General features: G+C 59.9%; 20 protein-coding genes. 12 read left to right on the forward strand and 8 right to left on the reverse strand.

What is annotated here, in order from left to right; genetic code table 11:
- Positions 1–117: 117 nt before the first annotated feature.
- Entirely contained in the window at positions 118–432 is a 315-nt protein-coding gene (locus B3041_RS03365; protein ID WP_039385730.1) for a hypothetical protein, read from the forward strand.
- Between the two features lie 8 nt (positions 433–440).
- Here the strand turns inward: B3041_RS03365 and B3041_RS03370 are convergent, their stop codons facing one another.
- A complete protein-coding gene (locus B3041_RS03370) occupies positions 441–692 on the reverse strand; it encodes a biofilm development regulator YmgB/AriR family protein (RefSeq protein WP_039382934.1) in 252 nt (83 codons plus the stop codon).
- Positions 693–844: 152 nt separating this feature from the next.
- On the reverse strand, positions 845–3,937 hold the full coding sequence (locus tag B3041_RS03375; protein WP_292969344.1) for a beta-galactosidase: 3,093 nt from the start codon (positions 3,935–3,937) through the stop codon (positions 845–847).
- Positions 3,938–4,191: 254 nt separating this feature from the next.
- On the opposite strand from B3041_RS03375, the gene iraP reads away from it, so the two are divergent.
- The 3 genes from iraP (at position 4,192) to B3041_RS03390 (ending at position 6,495) form a co-directional block, all read left to right on the forward strand.
- A complete protein-coding gene (iraP, locus tag B3041_RS03380) occupies positions 4,192–4,446 on the forward strand; it encodes an anti-adapter protein IraP (protein WP_065649992.1) in 255 nt (84 codons plus the stop codon).
- A gap of 79 nt (positions 4,447–4,525) precedes the next feature.
- On the forward strand, positions 4,526–4,834 hold the full coding sequence (locus B3041_RS03385) for a PsiF family protein (protein WP_065649991.1): 309 nt from the start codon (positions 4,526–4,528) through the stop codon (positions 4,832–4,834).
- Between the two features lie 134 nt (positions 4,835–4,968).
- Entirely contained in the window at positions 4,969–6,495 is a 1,527-nt protein-coding gene (locus B3041_RS03390; RefSeq protein WP_292969349.1) for an FAD-dependent oxidoreductase, read from the forward strand.
- A gap of 67 nt (positions 6,496–6,562) precedes the next feature.
- On the opposite strand, the gene proC is transcribed toward B3041_RS03390, so the two are convergent.
- Positions 6,563–7,375, reverse strand: a complete 813-nt coding sequence (proC, locus tag B3041_RS03395) for a pyrroline-5-carboxylate reductase (RefSeq protein WP_292969352.1) — start codon at positions 7,373–7,375, stop codon at positions 6,563–6,565.
- Between the two features lie 142 nt (positions 7,376–7,517).
- Between proC and B3041_RS03400 the strand changes: the two genes are divergently transcribed.
- Positions 7,518–7,961: a YaiI/YqxD family protein gene (locus B3041_RS03400; protein ID WP_065649988.1), complete on the forward strand. Its 444-nt coding sequence runs from the start codon at positions 7,518–7,520 to the stop codon at positions 7,959–7,961.
- Here B3041_RS03400 and B3041_RS03405 read toward each other — a convergent pair whose 3' ends face one another.
- Positions 7,962–8,615, reverse strand: coding sequence for a DUF2076 domain-containing protein (locus B3041_RS03405; RefSeq protein ID WP_292969356.1), 654 nt, complete (start codon positions 8,613–8,615; stop codon positions 7,962–7,964). It lies immediately after the preceding gene.
- A gap of 284 nt (positions 8,616–8,899) precedes the next feature.
- Here B3041_RS03405 and aroL point away from each other — a divergent pair, with 284 nt between their 5' ends.
- The 3 genes from aroL (at position 8,900) to ppnP (ending at position 10,155) form a co-directional block, all read left to right on the forward strand.
- The gene (gene aroL / locus B3041_RS03410) at positions 8,900–9,424 is read left to right on the forward strand and encodes a shikimate kinase AroL (RefSeq protein ID WP_292969359.1); all 525 of its coding nucleotides are present in this window, start codon (positions 8,900–8,902) and stop codon (positions 9,422–9,424) included.
- Between the two features lie 111 nt (positions 9,425–9,535).
- Positions 9,536–9,727: a YaiA family protein gene (locus B3041_RS03415; protein ID WP_065649985.1), complete on the forward strand. Its 192-nt coding sequence runs from the start codon at positions 9,536–9,538 to the stop codon at positions 9,725–9,727.
- 143 nt (positions 9,728–9,870) lie between these two features.
- Positions 9,871–10,155 (forward strand): pyrimidine/purine nucleoside phosphorylase, encoded by a 285-nt coding sequence (gene ppnP / locus B3041_RS03420; RefSeq protein ID WP_039382944.1) that lies wholly within the window; start codon positions 9,871–9,873, stop codon positions 10,153–10,155.
- Positions 10,156–10,211: 56 nt separating this feature from the next.
- Here the strand turns inward: ppnP and rdgC are convergent, their stop codons facing one another.
- Positions 10,212–11,123 (reverse strand): recombination-associated protein RdgC, encoded by a 912-nt coding sequence (gene rdgC, locus B3041_RS03425; RefSeq protein WP_292969366.1) that lies wholly within the window; start codon positions 11,121–11,123, stop codon positions 10,212–10,214.
- 147 nt (positions 11,124–11,270) lie between these two features.
- On the opposite strand from rdgC, the gene mak reads away from it, so the two are divergent.
- Entirely contained in the window at positions 11,271–12,194 is a 924-nt protein-coding gene (gene mak, locus B3041_RS03430) for a fructokinase (RefSeq protein ID WP_292969369.1), read from the forward strand.
- On the opposite strand, the gene B3041_RS03435 is transcribed toward mak, so the two are convergent.
- The 3 genes from B3041_RS03435 to sbcD form a co-directional block, all read right to left on the reverse strand.
- Complete coding sequence (locus tag B3041_RS03435) at positions 12,189–12,578, reverse strand: cell envelope integrity TolA C-terminal domain-containing protein (protein WP_292969372.1); 390 nt, start codon at positions 12,576–12,578, stop codon at positions 12,189–12,191. The two genes, mak and B3041_RS03435, sit on opposite strands and share 6 nt — an antisense overlap.
- 103 nt (positions 12,579–12,681) lie before the next feature.
- Positions 12,682–16,359, reverse strand: coding sequence for an SbcC/MukB-like Walker B domain-containing protein (locus B3041_RS03440; protein ID WP_292969375.1), 3,678 nt, complete (start codon positions 16,357–16,359; stop codon positions 12,682–12,684).
- Positions 16,356–17,573: an exonuclease subunit SbcD gene (gene sbcD, locus B3041_RS03445; protein WP_292969378.1), complete on the reverse strand. Its 1,218-nt coding sequence runs from the start codon at positions 17,571–17,573 to the stop codon at positions 16,356–16,358. The genes B3041_RS03440 and sbcD overlap by 4 nt, the downstream gene beginning before the upstream one ends.
- A gap of 192 nt (positions 17,574–17,765) precedes the next feature.
- Between sbcD and phoB the strand changes: the two genes are divergently transcribed.
- The 3 genes from phoB (at position 17,766) to B3041_RS03460 (ending at position 20,770) form a co-directional block, all read left to right on the forward strand.
- On the forward strand, positions 17,766–18,455 hold the full coding sequence (phoB, locus tag B3041_RS03450; RefSeq protein ID WP_065649979.1) for a phosphate response regulator transcription factor PhoB: 690 nt from the start codon (positions 17,766–17,768) through the stop codon (positions 18,453–18,455).
- Positions 18,456–18,470: 15 nt separating this feature from the next.
- The gene (phoR, locus tag B3041_RS03455) at positions 18,471–19,781 is read left to right on the forward strand and encodes a phosphate regulon sensor histidine kinase PhoR (protein ID WP_292969382.1); all 1,311 of its coding nucleotides are present in this window, start codon (positions 18,471–18,473) and stop codon (positions 19,779–19,781) included.
- Positions 19,782–19,849: 68 nt separating this feature from the next.
- Complete coding sequence (locus B3041_RS03460) at positions 19,850–20,770, forward strand: PstS family phosphate ABC transporter substrate-binding protein (protein ID WP_292969837.1); 921 nt, start codon at positions 19,850–19,852, stop codon at positions 20,768–20,770.
- Positions 20,771–20,784 lie beyond the last annotated feature (14 nt).

Raw genomic sequence — 20,784 nt, forward strand, 5'->3', positions numbered from 1 at the left:
ACTCTGACAAACAGAGATCGCCTCGTCATCTCAGACATGCACTGTTCGTCTTGTTTCTTCCCGCTGCGGCGGGAATTTTTTTAACCGGCGAACGCGCTACTGCAACAAGAGGTAATGATGAAAAGATTTTCAGGCTTTCTGCTGTTAACGCTGCTGGCCCCGCTGGCGCATGCATCCGGCGAAGCTGCCTGGCAGGAAAATGAGCAGCAGAGCCGTCAGGCGTGCCTGCTGGCCAGTACGCTGGCGCAGGCGAAAATTGTGGGTAAGCCGGTGCAGTTTGACGACCGCACCGGTTATGACGCGCTGCTGCTGCAGGGACGCTATCCGCAAAAACACATGAAAAACCGCACCGGACGTGAACTCTGCCTCTACCATCGTCAGAGCGGCAAAGCCGTCGTCAGCGAAGCCGATCAGCTGCGGGTCGCAAAATAAATCATCCCTCAGGCTCCCGGCTCGCTGCCCAGTAATTGTGCCAGCAGCGTCCGGTAGCTCTGCAGACGCTGCTCATCGCCCTCAAACTCCAGCTTTTCAATGACCCGCGCAATAACCGCTTTACTGGTCGCAGGCTGCCCCTCGGCCATCAGTTCCCGCATAATAGCCGCCAGCAGATCGCTCTCATGCGGCACGTGCCAGGCAGGCGTGTTGAAGTAGTCGGTAATCGCCCGACTGGCGCTGTCAGGATAGGTTCTCATGGCTGACCTCCGCAGAGACAACACGGCGTGCCGCCAGCAGGCGGCAGCAACAGAACCCGAACGGCGTGCCCGCAAAAGGGGCTGCGCGTCTGGTTATTTTTTAAACATAGTTGCGCGCCGTAAGCTTGTCAGCAACGTTTCGTCATATTTTTTCACATTTGCCGATCGTCCTGATGCAGCGTCAGCGTCATCTGCCAGCGCTGCTGCGTCAGCAGAAATTCCGGGCTGACGCTCGGGCTCCAGGAGTCATCGCCGCCAACTCCCATATGAAAACCATCAAGATGCAGCCAGCAGCCTGTTTCCGGTTGCAGCAGATGACGATGTGACGTATCGCGCAGCTGCTCAAGACTGTAGCGACTGAGTGAAAAGGCGAAATCACCGCTGATTTGCCAGCTGCCGCTGTCGAGCTGCCGGGTACCGCAGCGCAAGCCGTTTTCACCGGGGAAAACATAGTCGGTGGTGAGATCGGCAAGCGGCAGCTGCCAGCGGGAAAACTGCGCTGCCAGCTGGCGATCCGGATAATTTTCGTGAGGACCCAGACCCAGCCAGCTCACCTGCTCCGGTGAGTGTGCCAGCTGGCAGCGCCAGCCGATACGCGCCGGCGGCGGTAACCCGGCGGCCTGCTCAACCGTCAGGGACAGCGTAACCTCACCCCGGGCGTTGATAAAGTAGCGCTGGTGCGTGGTAAAACAGACCTGCTCCTGCGTGCGCCACTGATGCCAGGTTTCAATCTGTACCCCGTGCGCCAGGCTGTCAGCCTGCATCGCCAGCAGCACCGGTTCGAGCTGCCCGTAGCCGGCGCGCCGCCAGCGCTCAATCCAGGCATTGGGATCTACGCTGGCCGCTTCACTGGTGCCAATGTCGTTGTCGATGGGGGCGCGGATAAAGCAGGGCTGCAGCGGCGTCAGCAGGGTCTGCCGCTCACCCACCTGCCACTGTACCAGCTCACCGCTCAGGCGTGAGAAGCGCCAGCGCTGCTGCGCGATCGCCACGTCAATCTCCTCCGGCTGCATGAGCAGCTGCGGCGCACTGTTGCCGGATACCGGCAGACGCAGCGGCAGCGCGGCAGGCAGCTGCCACTGATCCCACGCGACGCGCGCATCAGCTTCGGACCAGGCGGTGGCTTCCGGCTGATGCACTGCGACATTCAGCCATACGGCACCCTGCAGGCCTGATGGCAGCGCAATCTCAATCTGCTGGCTGCCCTGTGGCGCAATATCGAGCGGTACCGTGCCGGTCGCCACCGGCACCCCGTCCTGCTCAATACCCCAGCGCAGCTGCTCGTTATCGCTGTGCCGGAACAGATATTCGCTGGTGACCGTGATGCGCCCTGGCTGCGTGGCGTCATGCTCAAAGCGGAAAAACTGCTGCGCGCGCTGCGCTTCATACAGGGCCGGATGCGGCGAGCGGTCAGCATAGACCAGGCCATTCATGCAGAACTGGCGGTCGTTAGGGGTATCGCCAAAATCGCCGCCGTACGCCTGCCAGGCGTTTCCGTTGCTGTCATAGCGCGTCAGGCTCTGATCGGCCCAGTCCCAGACAAAGCCGCCCTGCAGACGCGGAAACGCACGAAACGCCTGCCAGTACTTCGCAAAACCGCCAAAGCTGTTCCCCATGGCGTGCGCGTATTCACACAGGATCAGCGGACGCTGTTCGCCCGGCAAACCAATCCACTTTTTCAGCGACCACTTGGGTACGGCAGGGAAGGGCTGATCCTGATCGACCCGCGCGTACATCGGGCAGATAATATCGGTTGCGGCGCTGTCTGCGCCGCCTCCCTCATACTGCACCGGGCGCGTTGTGTCGCTGCTTTTGACCCAGCGGTAAAGCGCATCATGCGTGCTGCCGTGCCCGGACTCATTGCCCAGCGACCAGATAATGATACAGGCGTGATTGCGGTCGCGCTGTACCATGCGCGTAACCCGCTCGCTGAAGGCGGCAAACCAGCGCGGATCGTCAGAGAGCCGGTTCATCGGCTGCATACCGTGCGTTTCAATATTCGCCTCATCCACTACATACAGACCGTAACGATCGCAAAGCCGATACCAGAGCGGATGATTAGGGTAGTGGGCGCAGCGCACCGCGTTGAAGTTATGGCGCTTCATCAGCTCAATATCACGGCGCATGCTGGCCTCATCCACCACCTGACCGCGTTCCGGATGGTGTTCATGGCGGTTAACGCCGCGGATCAGCAGCGGCTTGCCGTTCAGGCAGAGCTGTCCCTGCTCAATGCTGACGCGCCGGAACCCGACGTCATACGCTTCCGCTTCCAGCACCTGATGTTGCGCATCCAGCAGTGTGACCACTGCGCGGTAAAGGTGAGGCGTCTCCGCACTCCAGAGCCGTGGCTGGTTTACCGGCAGCCGCAGCGTGGCCCGTTCCGGATAGCGTCCGCGCTCATCAATAATGGCGCTGCCGGACATCTGCTCCTGCGTGCCGACGCAGGTCTCACCCAGCCACAGGCTGACGCGAATGTGGCAGCCTGCCAGGGCGGTTTCACTGGCATCAAGCTTGACGCTGACGCGTAAATCGCCCTGCGAATACTCCGGGCTGAGCGCGGTTTCAAGCTGGATATCTGCAAAGCGGGTGTCAGGTTTATGCAGCAGCGTCACATCGCGGAAAATGCCGCTCATGCGCCACATATCCTGATCTTCCAGATAGCTGCCGTCGCACCAGCGCAGCACCATTACGGCCAGGCGATTTTCACCCGGCTGCAGGGCGGCGCTGAGATCAAACTCTGCCGGCAGACGGCTGTCCTGGGAGTAGCCCAGCCACTGTCCGTTGCACCATACAAAGCAGGCTGAATTCACACCGTCAAAAATAACGCGCGTCTGGCCCTGCTGCAGCCACTGCTCATCAACGCTGAATGTGAGCGAATAGCATCCTGTTGGGTTAGCCTGCGGCACAAACGGCGGATTAACCGGAATAGGATACTGCACGTTGGTATAAACTGGCGCATCGTAGCCGTGCAGCTGCCAGTTAGATGGCACCGGCATAGTCGCAGCATCCGGCAGATCCTGCCACAGCCAGCTCTCCGGCACCGCTTCGGGGTGAGTAAAGTAGCTAAACTGCCACTCGCCATTCAGTGACTGCACTGAAGGTGACGGGCGATCGTCGCGGGCAGCCTGTTCGTCGCGCCAGCTGGCAAACGGCGGATGGCTGTCCAGACGTTGCAGGCTGGTAATCACCGGGTTTTCCCAGTCGCGACGGGCCAGAATAGCCGCTAAGGAGAGTGCAGAAGTCATGATGATGTCTCTGTAATTGTAATGCGCTCACATTGATGCAAATAGCATCAGCTGTAAAGCATTCGTTGCTGAAACCGTGACAAAAAAGCCGGATGTGCAGCAGGCTGTCTGCGTCAGCAAAACGTTTCGCCATTAGACGTTGAATTGTTACGCTTTTTTAAGGGCTATTTATTCACAAAAGTGAGGAAAAGCGCTTGTTGTTTTCTTCGGCTCAGTGCTACCGTCAGCACTCCTTTCCTTATCGAGTTCATTGCATGAAAAATCTGATTGCAGAACTCCTGCTCAGGCTGGCGGAGAAAGAAGAGGCATCCAAAGATCTGGTGGTGCAGATCGAGGCGCTGGAGATAGTGCTGACTGCCATGCTGCGCCAGCTGAATGCAGAACAGCATCATCAAATCGCCAGCGCGATTGAAAATGCGATGCCGCCCGCCGCACCGATTGCAGAGAGCGCGGATGCTGCGCTATTACGCAACTATATCGAAAAATTGCTCAAGCACCCGCGTTACTGAGCGTGCCTGAGTGATTTACCGCTGTTTTACCGATTTTCGTGCCAGGCTGATAAAGCCCCCCTACACGGAGATCCTGGCAATGAAACGTTCTTTACTGGCTCTGACTGGCGCTGCCCTGCTGTTTACCGTCGGCAGTGCAGGCGCCGCTGAAAAAACGCCGCAGCAGGAAAAGATGACGCGCTGTAATCAGCTGGCCGCCACGCAAAATCTGAAAGGCGATGAGCGTAAAACCTTTATGAGCGATTGCCTGAAAAAAGAGAGCAAGCTCGGCAATATGACGCCGCAGCAGCTGAAAATGAAAAGCTGTAACAGTGCAGCCGGAGAAAAAGATCTCTCGGGTGATGCGCGCAAAACCTTCATGAGTACCTGCCTGAAAAAAAGCGCCTGATGATAAAAGCGGTGGCTGATTAACGCCTTAGCTGCCGCTTGCTTTATTTTTCCTGCCAGTTTCCCAGGCTTTGCCACACTTACTCTTTGCAGGGGTTTGTCATCCCGCATCCGACAATAATAAAGGAGCAAAGTGTGAGCTATCAATTTGTCACAGAGCTTGACGCGCTGGCGCAGCAGAAGCCGGTCCCGTTTAGCGTGGGCGAGACCGAAATAATTTTGATCCGTGATGGCGCGCAGGTGCAGGCATTTCAGGCCAAATGCCCGCACGCTGGCGCGCCGCTGGCTGAAGGGGCCGTCTGTGATGGCAGGCTGATTTGCCCGTGGCACAAAGCGGTATTTCAGCTGCAGGATGGCAAAATGTGTGAACCGCTGGCGCTTGCCAACCTGACGCGTTATCCGGTGCGGATTGAGCAGGGCAACGTGTTTGTCAGTGAGCAGCCACTCTCTGAAGCATCCGCACCCGCTACGACAGATAACGCGCCGGTCTATGTCATTCTTGGCAGCGGAGCGGCGGGTGCCGCGGCGATCTGGACGCTGCGCGATGAGGGATTTAAGGGACACATCATTCGTATTGATCGGGAAGCTGCGGCCCCATACGACCGTACCGCGCTGAGCAAGTTTGTGCCGGCGGGCAAAATGGCTATTGATGACGTGCCCACGCTGCTGCAGGAGGATGTGCTGGAACCGGTCACGCTGCTGCAGGATGAGGTGGTACAGCTGCAGGCGCGTGCACAAACGTTAACGCTGAAAAGCGGGCAGCAGGTGAGGTTTGACCGGCTGCTGGTAGCCACCGGTGGCGTACCACAGGCGCCGGATATGCCTGGCAGAGATTTGGCCGGCGTTCACCTGCTGCGTTCGCGCGATCAGGCTGCGGCGCTGCTGAAAGAGGTCGATGAAACGCAGGAGCTGGTGATCGTCGGTAACAGCTTTATCGGCATGGAAGTGGCCGGAGCGCTGCGCAGTCGCGGCGTAAAGGTCACCGTGGTTGCCCGCCAGCGTCTGCCGTTTGTCAAACAGTTTGGCGAAGAGATAGCTGAACACTTTTATGCGCTGCACCGCAGCAACGGTGTCACGTTTGAGCAGGGTGAGCCGGAGGCGCTGGAGGGAGAGAGTGAGGTCGCCGCAGTTCGCCTCAAAGGGGGAAAAAGGCTGCCCGCACGACGGGTACTGTTCGGCACCGGCGTCAGGCCTGCGACCGGGTTTGTGCATGACTTAACGCTGCAGGAGGATGGCAGCCTGCTGACCGATCGCCAGCTGCGGGTGACGGATACCGTCTGGGTTGCCGGTGATATCGCCACCTATCCCACCGCTGACGGCACGCAGCGTATTGAGCACTATCGCGTGGCTCACCAGCAGGGGCGGATTGCCGCGCTGAATATGCTGGATAAGCAGATTGAGTACGATCGCGTGCCTTTTTTCTGGACGGCGCACTACGGTACCCGTTACGAATATCTCGGGCATGCGGAGGAGTGGGATGACTATCGTCTGCTTGGTTCGCTGGATGAACAGACGTTTATCGCGTTCTACTGCCAGCAGGGCCATATTGCGGCGGTCTGTTCGGCAGGATTGTACACGCTCACTGCCGCGCTGATCGACGCGATGCAGCAGCCGCTGACGCTGGCGCAGGGCATGGCGCTGTATGAGAAGTATACAGCGTAATACCCTGCCTGATGCCGGTCCTCTGTGCAGAAAAGAGGACCGGATTGCCGGCAGGTGCGGGCAGGGGTTAGCCTTTACTCAGCGCTTCTGACTTAGCCATGCAGCGCTGCATGGCGTTCATTACCGCCGCGCGAAAGCCATTCTCTTCCAGTGCTTTTACGGCCTCAATCGTCGTACCGCCGGGCGAGCAGACCTGATCTTTCAGCTCAGCGGGATGTTTGCCCGTCTCAATGACCATTTGTGCGGCGCCTTTTACCGCCTGCGCAGCAAACTCATACGCCTGCGCGCGCGGCATGCCGCCCAGCACGGCGGCGTCGGCCATGGCTTCAATAAACATAAACACATATGCCGGAGCAGAGCCGCTGACGCCCACGACCGCATGGATCAGATACTCATTGACCACCGCGGCTTTCCCGAAGCTTTCAAAGATAGCCACGATCTCGTCCACTTCCTGCGGCTCCACCAGCACGTTGGGGGTCACCGAGGTCATGCCCTGATTGACCAGTGCCGGCGTATTGGGCATCACCCGCACAATTTTACGATCGTGGCCCAGTACGCCGGCCAGTGAATCCAGCGTCACGCCCGCGGCAATCGAGACCACCAGCGCATCCTTTTTCATCACCCCCGCCAGATCGCTGAGCACTTTCAGGATCACATTAGGTTTGACCGCGCCAAACAGGATATCCGCCTCGCGCGCCAGGGCTTCTGCGCTCTCTGCTGCGCTGATCCCGTGCTGCTGTGCCATCTGCTGGTTGGTCTCCGCTTTACGGTCCCATACCAGAATATTGGCCGGGACGATAAGCCCGCTGCCGGTCAGGCCGCTGATGATCGCCTGCGCCATGTTACCGCAGCCGATGAAGCCGATTTTTTTCTCCAGCATCGCTCTCTCCTTAATCGTGTTGATTTCGCTGCGGGTTAGCTTACGTCAGCGGCGGTGAATAACAAGTACCGGCAAAATATCGTTTGCCTTTCCTGGCGAGCACGGCAAGATCGCGCCTGTTATTCGTTATCAGGAAACCATTATGTCAATCTGGGTCGATGCTGACGCCTGTCCGGTCGTCATTAAAGAGGTGCTTTATCGCGCGGCTGAACGCACAAACGTGACGGTGACCTTTGTCGCTAACCAGCCGCTGCGCGTGCCGCCTTCGCCCTGGCTGAAGACGCTGCAGGTCGCGGCCGGCTTTGATGTGGCAGACAATGAAATTGTGAAGCGCGTACAGCCAGGAGAGCTGGTGATCACCGGCGACATTCCGCTGGCGGCGGAAGTACTGGAAAAAGGGGCCGCCGCGCTGAATCCGCGCGGTGAGCGCTACTCGCCTGATACCATCCGGCAGCGCCTCACCATGCGCGATTTTATGGAGACAATGCGTGCCAGTGGCATTCAGAGCGGCGGTCCGGCGGCGCTGAGTCCGCGCGACCGCCAGCTGTTTGCCAACGAGCTGGACAAGTGGCTGCGTCAGCGCTGATCAGACAAAACTGTCATCATCATCAAAGCCGCCGCTATCAAAATCATTCAGATCGCTGTTGTCGGCAAAACTATTGTCATTCCAGCTGCTGTTGTCATTGAGAAATGCATTGCTGCTGTCGTTGCCGTTAAACGTATCCAGGTTATCGTCCACCTGCGGCAGCGCCGGTTCGTTGATGATATTGACGATCTCTTCCGGCTGCGAATGATGAAACAGGCTGGTGAGCATATCTGCCATCACCACGCCGCCCGCCACGCCCACTGCCGTCTGCAGCGCGCCGCCGAGAAAGCCGGTGCCGCGGGCCGGCGCGGCTGGCTGCTGCGGGGCCGCATTGTTCCAGCCTGACTGCTGCTGCTGCGGTGGCTGCGGACGCGACCCGCTGCCAAACAAACCGGACAGAAAGCCGCCGCTCTGCTGCGGAGCCTGCTGCTGTGCCTGCATGTTTTCCAGTTCGGTAATCCGGGCATTCAGCTTTTTCAGCGCAGCTTCCTGAATCAGAATCGCCTGGGCCATATAGTAAGGCGCTTCAGGCTGGCTCTGCAGATGCTGACGGATAAGCTGTTCAGCACCCGCATCGCGCGGACCACTCTGCTCACCGGCCTGCTTTAACCGGCTGAAGAGATTTTCAATGAGCTGCTGTTCCTGATTTTGCATGGGTGAACCTCCGTTGGCGTTAAGGTTATCTATATGCGGGCAGGGGCGGCGAAAGTAAATCGCTGACGTGGTAAGCAAATGTTGCCCGCGTTCATAAGTCAGATCATGCACGAAACGCGCATGCTTTTTCTCAATCAATTCAGTGTGCTAATTATAGTACGCGCTAAAATGCGCGTAATTTGTGCTCTGAAACTGGCTGCTAAAATAAAATCCGGATATTATGCGACGCATTATTGACCTGATGGCCTGCCGGCGTGGCAGAGCACGGCGGAGAATGAGCCCGGATGTCATTACCCATCTATCTGATTGGCGCACGCGGATGCGGCAAAACGACTATCGGCCAAGTGCTGGCGCGCACGCTGGGATATACCTTCTGTGATACCGACCACTATCTGCAGCAGACAGCAGAGTGCAGCGTAGCTGAGATTGTTGCCCGTGAAGGCTGGGAGAGCTTTCGCGCGCGTGAAACTGAGGCGCTGCGCGCCGTCACCGCACCGGCAACGGTGATTGCCACCGGCGGCGGAATGGTTCTGGCAGATGTAAATCGCCACTTTATGCGTGAGCGGGGACATGTCATCTGGCTCAGCGCGCCGGCGGAAGCGCTGGCGAAGCGGCTGCAGCAGCAGCCTGAAACTGCGCAGCGGCCCACCCTGACCGGCCAGCCGATTGCAGAAGAAATGGATGAAATTCTGCGCCTGCGCGCGCCGCTTTATCAGCAGGCAGCGCACTATCGGGTCGATGCCATGCAGCCGCCTGAGCAGGTTGCAGAAGAGATTATACGTTCACTCGCTCTGGCCCGCGCCAGCTGATCGTCATCAGAAAACTCCCGCTTTACTGGCATCAATGTATGCTGGTCTATACTCAGTAACAGGCAGCGGATTGCCCCTGCCGTGTGGAACACTGATAAGAGAGGGAAAACGATGCCATCCAGACCACCCTATCCGCGTGAAGCCCGTGTCGTCGCCGTCGAAAAAGGGCCTGAAGGTAACAAAGTTACCTGGTATGAATTGCGTGCCGATCATCCCAAAGAGAACTCCCTGATCAGCGAGCATGAATCAGAGCAGGAAGCGCAGGATGCGAAAGATCGCTACGAAGACGTGGAAAAAGAATAAACCTCTCTGGCAGGGACGCCAGTGAATTCTCCGGACTCTCCTGAATTGCGCTGCTGCTGCGTCAGCAGCAATTTATTTACGTGACACTCTGACGGTTTCCCTTGTAATCTGCTGATAACCTTCATGTGCTGCGAGGAAAAAGCATGCTCAATGTCAGTGATTATTTCGACGGAAAAGTGAAATCGATCGGGTTCGACAGCGTGACCATTGGCCGCGCCAGCGTAGGCGTTATGGCTGAAGGCGAGTACACTTTTGGCACCGGCCAGCCGGAAGAGATGACGGTGGTGAGCGGCGCACTGAAAGTGCTGCTGCCAGGCGAGGCGGAGTGGAAATGGTATGAGGCGGGCAGCACATTTAATGTCCCGGGCCACAGTGAGTTTCACCTGCAGGTAGCTGAGCCTACCTCCTATCTCTGCCGCTACCTGTAAACGGTAAAAGAGAGACAGAGCTGCAACCTTCAGGCTGCAGCTTTTTTTATGCCTTATTAACGCGGGGCTTCGCCGCCGAGCGCATCGGTCAGGCTGGCAATCAGCGCGGCGAGTTCGCCGGTCATCAGCGTAAAGTCAGCGTCAAAGCGCTGAGCGAAATCATCGCGATCGATATCATCATTCTGTTCACGCAGCGTATCGCTGAATTTCAGGCGTTTTACTGAACCATCATCAGCGATCACAAACTGAATTCGTTCCTGCCAGTCGAGCGCCAGTCTGGTCACCACTTTGCCCGCTTCAATGTGGTTGGCAATCTCATCGGAGATCAGATCCTGCTTCTTGCAGCGGATCACGCCACCATCTTCCAGCAGCGCTTTCAGCTCCGCTTCATCCATCAGATCGTAGCCTGCAGGCAGTTCGCCGCCGCGCACCCACTCCGTCAGCGTCAGCTCAATTGGCTTCTCCATGGTCAGCGGCACGACCGGCAGCGAGCCGAGGCTCTTGCGCAGCAGCGCCAGCGTATCTTCCGCTTTTTTAGCGCTGGCGCAGTCGACAGCGATCAGATTATTAACCGTATCGATCCACATAAAGGTCTGACTGAAACGACTGAAAGCGCGCGGCAGCAGGCTATGCAGTACTTCATCTTTCAGCGAATCTTTTTCGGTTTTTTTCAGCTTGCGGCTCTGCTCTGCCTCCAGCTTCTCAATTTTGGCATCCAGCGCCTGCTTCACGACCGGTGACGGCAGAATTTTCTGCTCGGTGCGGGCGCAGATCACTATCTGTCCGTTGACCTCGTGGGCCAGCGCTTCCCCGCGGTTACCCATCGGCGATACCCAGCCAGTCTGGGCCATATCCTGACTTCCGCACGGTGAGAACGTAAATACATCAAGCTGTTTTTCCAGATCGTCTGCGGACAGCGGAAGGTCACGATTCAGACGATAAACCATCATATTTTTAAACCACAACATCGGGATTCCTTACCGTGGGTGCGATCGGGCGCACAAGTCTCAAACAGGGAGCGCGCATGATAGCGAAACCTGCGCCGGGTTTCATTGCCTTTCCCGAATGGCCCCTCTACTGTATCTCCACCCCATGTGAATAATGAGGAATAACCCGTGCGTATCGGTATCGATTTAGGCGGCACCAAGACAGAGGTTATTGCTTTATCTGATGACGGCCTGCAGCTGTTCCGCTATCGCGTGAATACCCCGCGCAACGACTACGCTGCCACGGTCGGGGCGATGGCGGATTTGGTCCGTCTGGCCGAGGCGCAGACCGGAGAACGGGGCAGCGTCGGGGTCGGTATTCCCGGCTCGATTTCGCCTTATGCGCAGCGGGTTAAAAATGCCAACTCCACCTGGCTGAACGGTCAGCCGCTGGACAAAGATCTGGCGCAGGCGCTGAGCCGGGAGGTGCGTATTGCCAATGATGCAAACTGTCTGGCGGTCTCTGAAGCCACGGACGGCGCCGGCGCCGGTCAGCCGCTGGTGTTTGCGGTGATCATCGGCACCGGATCCGGCGCGGGGATCGCCATGAACGGCGTGTCGCGCATCGGGCTAAATGGCAACGCCGGCGAGTGGGGGCACAATCCGCTGCCGTGGATGGATGCCGACGAGCAGCGCTTTCAGCAGGAAGTACCGTGCTACTGCGGTTTACGGGGATGTATTGAAACCTTTGTCTCCGGCACCGGTTTTGCCACTGACTACCAGCGGCTGAGCGGACAGGCGCTGAAAGGCGCGGAGATTATGCAGCTGATCGCGCAGCAGGATCCGCTGGCGGAGCAGGCGATGCGCCGCTACGAACAGCGGCTGGCGAAAGCGCTGGCGCAGGTGGTGAATCTGCTCGATCCCGACGTGATTGTGCTGGGCGGCGGTATGAGTAATGTGGATCGCCTGTATCAGACGCTGCCCGCCCTGATGAAACCCTGGGTGTTTGGCCGCGAGTGTGAAACGCCGGTACGTAAAGCGCTGCACGGCGATTCCAGCGGCGTGCGCGGTGCTGCCTGGCTCTGGCCGCTGGAAGGGCAGGCAACGTTATGACGTATGCGGCGCAAAACCAAACCACGCCGGCTGCGTGCGATCGGGCGGCGGGGGCAGCGCGCCGGACCGGGCAACCAGCTGCCAGGCGCGCAGGCACAGCGCCTCGTCACCCTGCGTCTGGGTGACGGCAAAGCGCCCGCTGGCCTGCCACTCCAGTCGCAGCCAGCACTGCTGTCCGGCATAGCGTGCCGCATCGCGGAACTGCTGGTTAAGCTGATGCTGAACGCTGCGCGTCCAGTGGCAGGAAGCGCTTTCCGGCGCCGCATCCGGCTCACACAGGTTGGCTGATGCGACGGGCTGAACGGCAGGCGAACGGGCGCAGCCATTCAGCATCAGCGTTGTCAGCAGCAGGCCCGCTGCGGCGGCAATAAACGGTATTTTCATAACAGAGCCTGATAAACGGAAGTCAGCCGCTGAGTCTACCGCGCGCCGGGCGGAAAGCTATGGCATTCCTCTGACTCTCTGCAGAACCAGAATCAGTCGCAGGTTACTCACCCGGCAGCAGCAGCTTGCTGTATCCCAGACCATTCATTTTTCGTACCCGGATCTGAACCGGAATACGCTCTTTCATCGCCTCAACGTGGCTGATCACGCCAATGGTTTTCCCGCTGGCGTTAAGCGCATCCAGCGCGTCGAGCGCGGTATCCAGCGTTTCCGCATCAAGCGTGCCAAACCCTTCATCGAGAAACAGGGATTCAATGCGGGTTTTATGGCTGACCAGGTCGGAAAGCGCCAGCGCCAGCGCCAGACTCACCAGAAAACTTTCACCACCCGAAAGCGTCCGGGTATCGCGGGTGGCGTCCGCCTGCCAGGTATCCACCACCTCCAGCTCCAGCTCATCGCTGAGGCGTCGCTGCAGCAGATAGCGGCCATGCAGGCGATCGAGCTGACGATTTGCCAGCCATACCAGATGATCCAGCGTTAACCCCTGAGCAAAACGCCGGAACTTATCCCCTTTGGCTGAACCAATCAGATCGTTGAGGCGGCTTAGCTGCACCAGCTCAGCTTCATCGGCAGCGATCTCTGCCAGCAGCGTCTGCTGCTGCTGACGCAGGGCCGCATCACTCTGCAGCTGCTGCTGCGCTTCTCCCTGCTGGCGCGCGTTATCACGCAGCGTCAGACGTAACGTCTCAAGCTGCTGGCTGAGCGTGGCAGCCTGCTCATCGCTGAGGCCAGCCGGACGCTGCTGCTGATGCTGCGTCAGTCGCTGCTCCAGCTGCTCATCGCGGGCGATCTGTTGCAAACGCTGCTGCTCCAGCTGCTGCAGCTGTGTGCGCAACTGCTGCAGCGTCTCCTCCGGCAGCAGCGCCGCGCGTAGCGCCGCTTCATCCGCAAACGCGCTCTGCTGCAGCGCCTGGCAGAACTGCTGCTCAGCCTGCTGCAGACGCTCTGTCAGAGCTTTCTGCTGGCTGTGCGTTTGCGCCAGCTGCCCCTGCAGGCTGTGCAGCCCACTGTGCGCCTGCTGCCGCTGCTGCAGCGCCTGTGCCAGCGCCTGTTCCTGCTGCTGCAGTCGCGCGTGCTGCTGCTGGCGCGCCTCCGTCACGCTGCGCGACCCAAACAGCTGGTTGCGCTGCTGCTGCTGCTCCTGCTGCTGCTGCTGCATCAGCGTCAGAGCGCGCTGCAGGCTCTCCTGCTGCTGCTGTTCACGCTGCAGCGTCTGCTGCAGGCTGTGCTGCTCGCTTCCGGCTCTGGCGAGCTGCGGCTGCAGAGAAGTCAGTAACTGCTCACTTTCCTGCCAGCGCTGCCAGCGCTGCTGCTGTGCAGCGAGCCAGCTGGCGCGTCCGGCGGCGTCCGGCAGAATAAGCTGATGGGCACTGAGCTGCTCTGTCAGCCGCGTCGTATACTGCTGCAGCGCCTGCTGCTCATCCCGGAGGCGCTGTTCCAGATCGGCCAGCTGCTGCTGTGCGCTCTCCAGCTGCTGCTGCGCAAGCTGCTGCTGCTGCTGGTGCTGCTGCCACTGCTGCTGCTGCTGGAGATGCGCATCTTTGGCCTGCTGCAGCGCTGCCGCCGCCTGCTCGCGCGCCTGCAGCTGCTGTTGCTCCGCCAGCGCCTGCGCCTCCAGCTGCTGCTGCCAGGCGGTGAATTCCGCATGCTGTGCAGGCGTATAGTGCAGCCCCAGAGTAGCGCACAGCGCCTGCCACTCGCTATCCAGTGCCGCCAGCTGGCGATCCAGTTCAGCCAGCTCCTCTTCAAGCGCCTGCTGCTGCTGCAGGGAGAGTTTTTGCTGTTCGCCCTGTGCCGTACCTGACTCTTTTAGCTGTGCGACGGCCGTCTCCAGCACGGCAAGTCGCTGCTGATTGTCATCCGGTCTGACCTGCTGATATTCCGCTATCGCCGGATGCTGACAGGAACCACACAGCGGGCAGGGGGTGTCAGGCTGTAACCTGGCGCGCTCATCAGCCAGCCGGGCGATGGTCCGTTCCAGTTCACACAGGCGACGCAGATCGAGCAGCGCCTGCTGCTCGCGCTTCCAGCTGTCGCGCAGCGTCTGCAGCGTCGCTTCACCCTCCCGGTAACTCTGCTGCAGCTGCTTCAGCCGGGTAGCGCGCTGTATGCGCTGCGGCTGCAGCGATTGCCACTGCGCGGCCAGCAGCGTCAGCTGCTGACGCGGGGCACGCTGCTGCTGATAGCGGGCGAGGGCGTCACGCAGATCGGCGCTGCGCTGCTGATTTTCCAGAGAGGTCAGCGCCTGCTCAGCCTGTTCGCGCTGCTGGCGGCTCTCCGCTTCCGCCTGCGCTAATGGCTGAGCCGCCTGTTCGCGCGCCGCCAGCGCCTGCTGCTGCTGCGCCAGCTGCTGTCGCTGCCGCTGCCGCTGTTCGGCAAGCTGCGTCGCCGCCTGTTCACGCCCCTCAAGATGATCGATATCCGCCTGCCAGCGCGCCAGCTCCGGCCCCCAGCCCGCGGTAGCCGCTTCGCGCGTGCGCCACGCCTGCTGTTCCGCCAGCTGTTGCTGTAAGCGTTCACTCGCCTGCTGCTGCTGCTGCAGCGCCTGTTCGCTCTGCACGACCGCCTGCTGTTGCTGTGTCAGCAGCTGCTGCTGTTCACTCAGCTGCTGTGCGGTGCGCGCTATCTGCTGATCGAGCGGCAGCACCTGCTCCGTCAGCAGCGTTTCAAGCTGCTGTCCCGCCCCGGCCGCATCATCGCGCATCTGCAGCGCCTGCTGATAGCCGTGTTCTGCCTGCTGCAGCGTCGCTTCAGCCTGCTGTTGCTGCTGCTGCAGCTGGCGGATCAGCTGCTGCTGTGCATCGCTGTCCTGCTGCAGCTGCCCGCGCAGCTGCAGCCCGGCACGCAGCTTCTCTGCCGGTTCGGCGCGCGCCAGTCGCTGGCGATCTGTATGCGCCTGCTGCCACGCCTGTTCGGCAGCCTGACGCGCTGCGGCAGCGATCTGCTGCTCCTGCGTCAGCTGCTGCGCCTGCGTCAGCCACTGCTGCTGTTCCTGCGCCTGCGTGAGCTGGGTATTCAGCGCGACTTCTTCAGCGCTTAATGTGTTCAGCTGCTGTGTGAGCGCCGCACGCTGCGCTTCATCCAGCAGCGTCATGCCGCCGGCACGGGCGCGCAGCGTTTCAAGCGCCGCGCGCGCCGCGCGCCAGCGTTCAAAGATATGGATGGAGATATCGCCATAAATTTCGGTCCCGGTCAGCTCCTCCAGCAGTTCGGCGCGCTCGCCGGGCCGGGCGTTCAGAAATGCCGCAAACTGACCCTGCGACAGCATCATTGAACGGGTGAAGCGGGCAAAATCAAGCCCGGAGAGCGACTCTATGGCTTTCAGCTTATCGCCGACTTTATCCGCCACGATCTGGTTATCGGCGACCCGCGCCAGCTCAACGCGTGGCGCCTGCAGCTTGCCGTCAGCCTGACCGCGTGCGCGGTTCTGGCTCCAGAAAGCGCGCCAGGCCTCACCTTTAACTTCAAACTCCACTTCGGCCAGACACTCGGCGGTGTCGCGCGTCATCAGCTGATTTTCACTCTGCGACAGTCCGCCAAGGCGCGGCGTCTGGTGATAGAGCGCCAGACAGATGGCATCGAGCAGCGTGGTTTTCCCGGCGCCGGTGGCACCCGTGATGGCAAACAGGCCGTTGCTGGCAAACGGCTCCTGACGGAAGTCGATCAGCCATTCGCCGCGCAGCGCGTTGAGATTTTTAAAACGTAACGTCAGAATTTTCATGCGGATGGATCCTCCAGTGCAGCCAGCGCGGTGCGAAACAGGCGGGTCAGCCCGTCACTCTGCTGCGCGTCCAGCTCTGACTCCTGCGCCAGACGACGGGCAAACACCTCTTCTACCTTTAACTCGCTCAGTGTTTCATTAGTGAGCTGCTCCAGGCTGCGCTGACGCAGCGTACGACTGCGGCGCACCAGCAGCACCTCTACCGGCAGGGTGGCTGTGAGCTGTTCAATACGCCGCTGCAGATCGGTGAGATACTCCTGCGTGGTGATCTCAATATCCAGCCATACCGGCAGCGGCTCGTCATAGCGCGCAAACTGTGCCAGCTGTGCCTCAATGTCTGCCATCGATCCTTTTAGCATCTGCATAGGCTGAAAGGCGGGTACAGGCAGCGCAGTGACGCGCTCCAGCGTGCTGCTAAAATCGAGCAGAAAGACGCTTTTATCTCGTCCGGTTTCATCAAAGCTGAGCGGGATAGGGGAGCCGCTGTAGCGAATATGATCCGTGCCGCCAATCCGCTGCGCGCGGTGAATATGGCCGAGCGCAATATAGTCTGCGGGCGGAAACGCCTGCGCCGGAAACGCATCCAGCGTGCCGATATAGATATCGCGTACCGCGTCGCTTTTGGTCACGCCCACGGTAGTGAGGTGGCCGGTGGCGATGATCGGCAGCGGCTGATCCAGCCGGTCTCGTTCTGCCACGGCAGCGTTGTAGCAGTGCTGATAGTGCTGTTCAATCGCCTGCAGCAGCGACAGCTGTTTGTCGCGACCGGACTGACCGGCCCGGCTGCGCAGAATATCGCGCGGGCGCAGATAGGGTATGGCGCACAGCAGTGCGCCCGGCGATCCGTCACGGCGCATCAGCGTCAGCACCTGCTGTTCGCCGCCGGGCGTGGCGCTGGTGATCACCCGGGTATTGAGGCAGGCCAGCAGTTCACGCGACTCATTCAGCGTGGCAACCGAATCGTGATTGCCCGCCAGCACAATCAGCTGACAGCCGCTGGGCTGTAGCGCGACGACGAACCGGTTAAACATTTCACGGGCATAACTGGGGGGCGAGCCGGTATCAAACAGATCGCCTGCCACGATCAGTGCATCAACCTGATGCTCAGCAATTTGCCGGAGCAGCCAGTCGAGAAAAGCCTGATGTTCTGCGGCGCGACTCTTGCTGTAAAAAAACTGACCGAGATGCCAGTCTGCGGTGTGAATAATGCGCATGGGGTGTCCTGCCTGAAAGCTGGCGGCCAGTATAACGGCTTCGGCCGTAAAGGAAAAAACACGTTTTTGCCGGTGATGCTGCCGTTTTTATCTCTTGCTTACGGGCAGGGTTTTTCATAAAAGTGTCATAAAACTGACGCATAATGACGCCGCATATCCCAGTGACATCCCGTCACACTCGCAGGAGCAATAATGGCCAAGCGCATTTTGGTTGTGGAAGATGAAGCACCCATCCGGGAGATGTTATGTTTTGTGCTGGAACAGAATGACTACCAGCCAATCGAAGCGGACGATTATGACAGCGCGATTAGCCGGCTGATTGAGCCCTGGCCCGATCTGATCCTGCTGGACTGGATGTTACCCGGCGGCAGCGGCATTCAGTTTATTAAGCATCTGAAGCGTGAAGCCATGACGCGCGATATCCCGGTCATGATGCTGACCGCGCGCGGTGAAGAAGAAGATCGCGTGCGCGGGCTGGAAGTGGGTGCCGACGATTACATCACCAAGCCGTTCTCACCAAAAGAGCTGATGGCGCGCATCAAAGCCGTGATGCGGCGTATCTCCCCGATGGCGGTCGAAGAGGTGATTGAGATGCAGGGACTGAGTCTCGATCCCTCCTCACATCGCGTGATGTCGGAAACCACGCCGCTGGAGATGGGGCCGACTGAATATAAACTGCTGCATTTTTTTATGACGCATCCGGAGCGGGTCTACAGTCGTGAACAGCTGCTGAACCACGTCTGGGGCACCAATGTGTATGTCGAAGATCGCACCGTTGATGTTCATATCCGTCGCCTGCGTAAAGCACTGGAAACCTCCGGCCATGACCGCATGGTACAAACCGTACGCGGAACAGGGTACCGTTTCTCTGCCCGCTACTAAACGGAGCCTGCTACCGTGCTGGAACGCCTCTCCTGGAAGCGATTACTGACCGAGCTGGCGCTGGCCTGTCTGCCTGCGCTGCTGCTCGGCCTGCTGTCTGGCTATCTGCCGTGGTGGCTGCTGGCTGCTGTTTCAGGCGTTCTGCTCTGGCATTTCGCTAACCTGATGCGTCTCTCCCACTGGCTGTGGGTCGACCGCTCAATGACACCACCCACCGGGCGCGGCAGCTGGGAGCCGCTGTTTTATGGCCTCTATCAGATGCAGCTGCGTAACCGCCGCCGCCGCCGCGAGCTGGGAAACCTGATCAAACGCTTTCGCAGCGGCGCGGAGTCGCTGCCGGATGCCGTGGTGCTGACCACCGAAGAGGGAACCATTTTCTGGTGTAACGGCCTCGCTCAGCAGCATCTGGGGCTGCGCTGGCCGGAGGATAACGGCCAGAATATTCTCAACCTGCTGCGCTATCCGGAATTCTCCCGCTATATCCGCCAGCGCGATTTTGACCGGCCGCTGACGGTGGTACTGAACAATCAGCGGCACATGGAGTTCCGCGTGATGCCTTACAGTGAAGGGCAGTGGCTGATGGTGGCGCGCGACGTGACCCAGATGCATCAGCTGGAGGGCGCCCGCCGCAACTTTTTTGCCAACGTCAGTCATGAACTGCGCACGCCGCTCACGGTGCTGCAGGGCTATCTGGAGATGATGGACGATGAGGCGATGAATGCGCGCACGCGCAGCAAAGCGCTGGGTACGATGCAGGAGCAGACCCGGCGCATGGACAGTCTGGTCAGGCAGCTGCTGACGCTGTCACGCATTGAGGCGGCGCCGGCGCTCGATCTCAAAGAGCGGGTCGACGTGCCGGCCATGCTGCATCTGCTGCAGCGCGAAGCGGAAACGCTGAGCCAGGGGCGTCACGTTATTCACTTTCAAACCGATCCTCATCTGCGCGTACTGGGTAACGACGAGCAGCTGCGCAGCGCTATCTCTAACCTGGTCTATAACGCGGTTAATCACACGCCGGAAGGCACCCATATCACTGTCAGCTGGCTGCGCACGCGACGGGGGGCAGAGTTTAAAGTTTGCGATAACGGCCCCGGCATCAGCGAAGAGCATCTTCCGCGCCTGACGGAGCGCTTTTACCGCGTTGATAAAGCGCGTTCCCGGGCAACAGGGGGCAGCGGACTGGGGCTGGCGATCGTCAAGCATGCGCTGAGCCATCACAACGCCCGGCTGGAGATCACCAGCCAGCCGCATCAGGAGACCTGCTTTCGCTTTCTGCTGCCGTCGCGTCTGATTGTGGAAGAGGCCGCGCAGGAACGGGCAGGGTAATCAGCATTGCGCCGCTTTCGCCGGCGCGCCACAATAGCATTTCTCTTTTCTCTGACGGCGGCACCATGCTGAAATCTCTGCTCTTCACGTTGTTGCTGCTCTCCCCGGTTCTGGCGCAGGCGCAAAAAGCGATGCTGACCGGCAATCTCAGTAGCGTGGGGTCCGACACGCTGGGCTATCTGATGACGCTGTGGGGAGAAGATTTCAGCCTGCAGGCACCCGGTGTTAACGTTCAGGTTCAGGCTGCGGGCTCTTCGACCGCGCCAACGGCGCTGGCGGCAGGTGCCGCACAGCTGGGCGCAATGAGCCGGCCGATGCAAAATGAGGAACGTCAGCTCTTCATTGCCCGTTACGGCTACGCACCGCTCGCTGTCCCGGTCGCGATGGATGCGCTGGTGGTGGTGGTGAATCAGGCTAATCCGTTACGGAGTATCAGTCAGCCGCAGCTTGATGCGATCTATTCCGTCACCCGCCTGTGCGGCGGCACGCAGGTGCCGCAGCGCTGGGGCGATACAGGCGTTGCAGACGGTAAATGGGCGCAGCGGCGTATCCAGCGCTTTGGCCGCAACTCCGCCTCCGGCACCTGGGGCTTCTTCAAACAGCAGGCGCTCTGTCGCGGCGATTTTCGCGCTGACGTGGCGGAGTTCCCCGGCTCGGCTGCCGTGGTGCAGGCGGTAGCGGCCACGCCAGAGAGTATCGGCTACGCCAGCTTTGGCTTTCATCTCAGCGGCGTCAGGATGCTGCCGATAGTGACCCGAACCGGTGAAAGCATCATGCCTGATGCCGGGTCGATCCGCAGTGGCCGCTATCCCTGGTCGCGGCCACTCTATATTTATGTGAACAAACCGCCCGGCAAGCCGCTGCCACCGCTGGTGGCTGCATTTCTGCATCAGGTGCTGTCGTCGCAGGGGCAGCGCCGGGTGGCGGAAGCGGGCTATTTACCTCTCTCAGACACGCAAATCTCCGCTGCGCGGGCGGCCATTGAATAAATATGAAGAACGGA

Origin of the sequence: Pantoea sp. UBA4549 (genome assembly GCF_002387285.1) — a bacterium.
GTDB classification, from domain to species: domain Bacteria; phylum Pseudomonadota; class Gammaproteobacteria; order Enterobacterales; family Enterobacteriaceae; genus Pantoea; species Pantoea borealis.

Coding starts and splice junctions, on each gene's coding strand:
- B3041_RS03365 (WP_039385730.1), top strand. CDS start 118: ATGAAAAGATTTTCAGGCTTTCTGCTGTTAACGCTGCTGGCCCCGCTG.
- B3041_RS03370 (WP_039382934.1), bottom strand. CDS start 692: ATGAGAACCTATCCTGACAGCGCCAGTCGGGCGATTACCGACTACTTC.
- B3041_RS03375 (WP_292969344.1), bottom strand. CDS start 3,937: ATGACTTCTGCACTCTCCTTAGCGGCTATTCTGGCCCGTCGCGACTGG.
- iraP (WP_065649992.1), top strand. CDS start 4,192: ATGAAAAATCTGATTGCAGAACTCCTGCTCAGGCTGGCGGAGAAAGAA.
- B3041_RS03385 (WP_065649991.1), top strand. CDS start 4,526: ATGAAACGTTCTTTACTGGCTCTGACTGGCGCTGCCCTGCTGTTTACC.
- proC (WP_292969352.1), bottom strand. CDS start 7,375: ATGCTGGAGAAAAAAATCGGCTTCATCGGCTGCGGTAACATGGCGCAG.
- B3041_RS03400 (WP_065649988.1), top strand. CDS start 7,518: ATGTCAATCTGGGTCGATGCTGACGCCTGTCCGGTCGTCATTAAAGAG.
- B3041_RS03405 (WP_292969356.1), bottom strand. CDS start 8,615: ATGCAAAATCAGGAACAGCAGCTCATTGAAAATCTCTTCAGCCGGTTA.
- aroL (WP_292969359.1), top strand. CDS start 8,900: ATGTCATTACCCATCTATCTGATTGGCGCACGCGGATGCGGCAAAACG.
- B3041_RS03415 (WP_065649985.1), top strand. CDS start 9,536: ATGCCATCCAGACCACCCTATCCGCGTGAAGCCCGTGTCGTCGCCGTC.
- ppnP (WP_039382944.1), top strand. CDS start 9,871: ATGCTCAATGTCAGTGATTATTTCGACGGAAAAGTGAAATCGATCGGG.
- rdgC (WP_292969366.1), bottom strand. CDS start 11,123: ATGTTGTGGTTTAAAAATATGATGGTTTATCGTCTGAATCGTGACCTT.
- B3041_RS03435 (WP_292969372.1), bottom strand. CDS start 12,578: ATGAAAATACCGTTTATTGCCGCCGCAGCGGGCCTGCTGCTGACAACG.
- B3041_RS03440 (WP_292969375.1), bottom strand. CDS start 16,359: ATGAAAATTCTGACGTTACGTTTTAAAAATCTCAACGCGCTGCGCGGC.
- sbcD (WP_292969378.1), bottom strand. CDS start 17,573: ATGCGCATTATTCACACCGCAGACTGGCATCTCGGTCAGTTTTTTTAC.
- phoB (WP_065649979.1), top strand. CDS start 17,766: ATGGCCAAGCGCATTTTGGTTGTGGAAGATGAAGCACCCATCCGGGAG.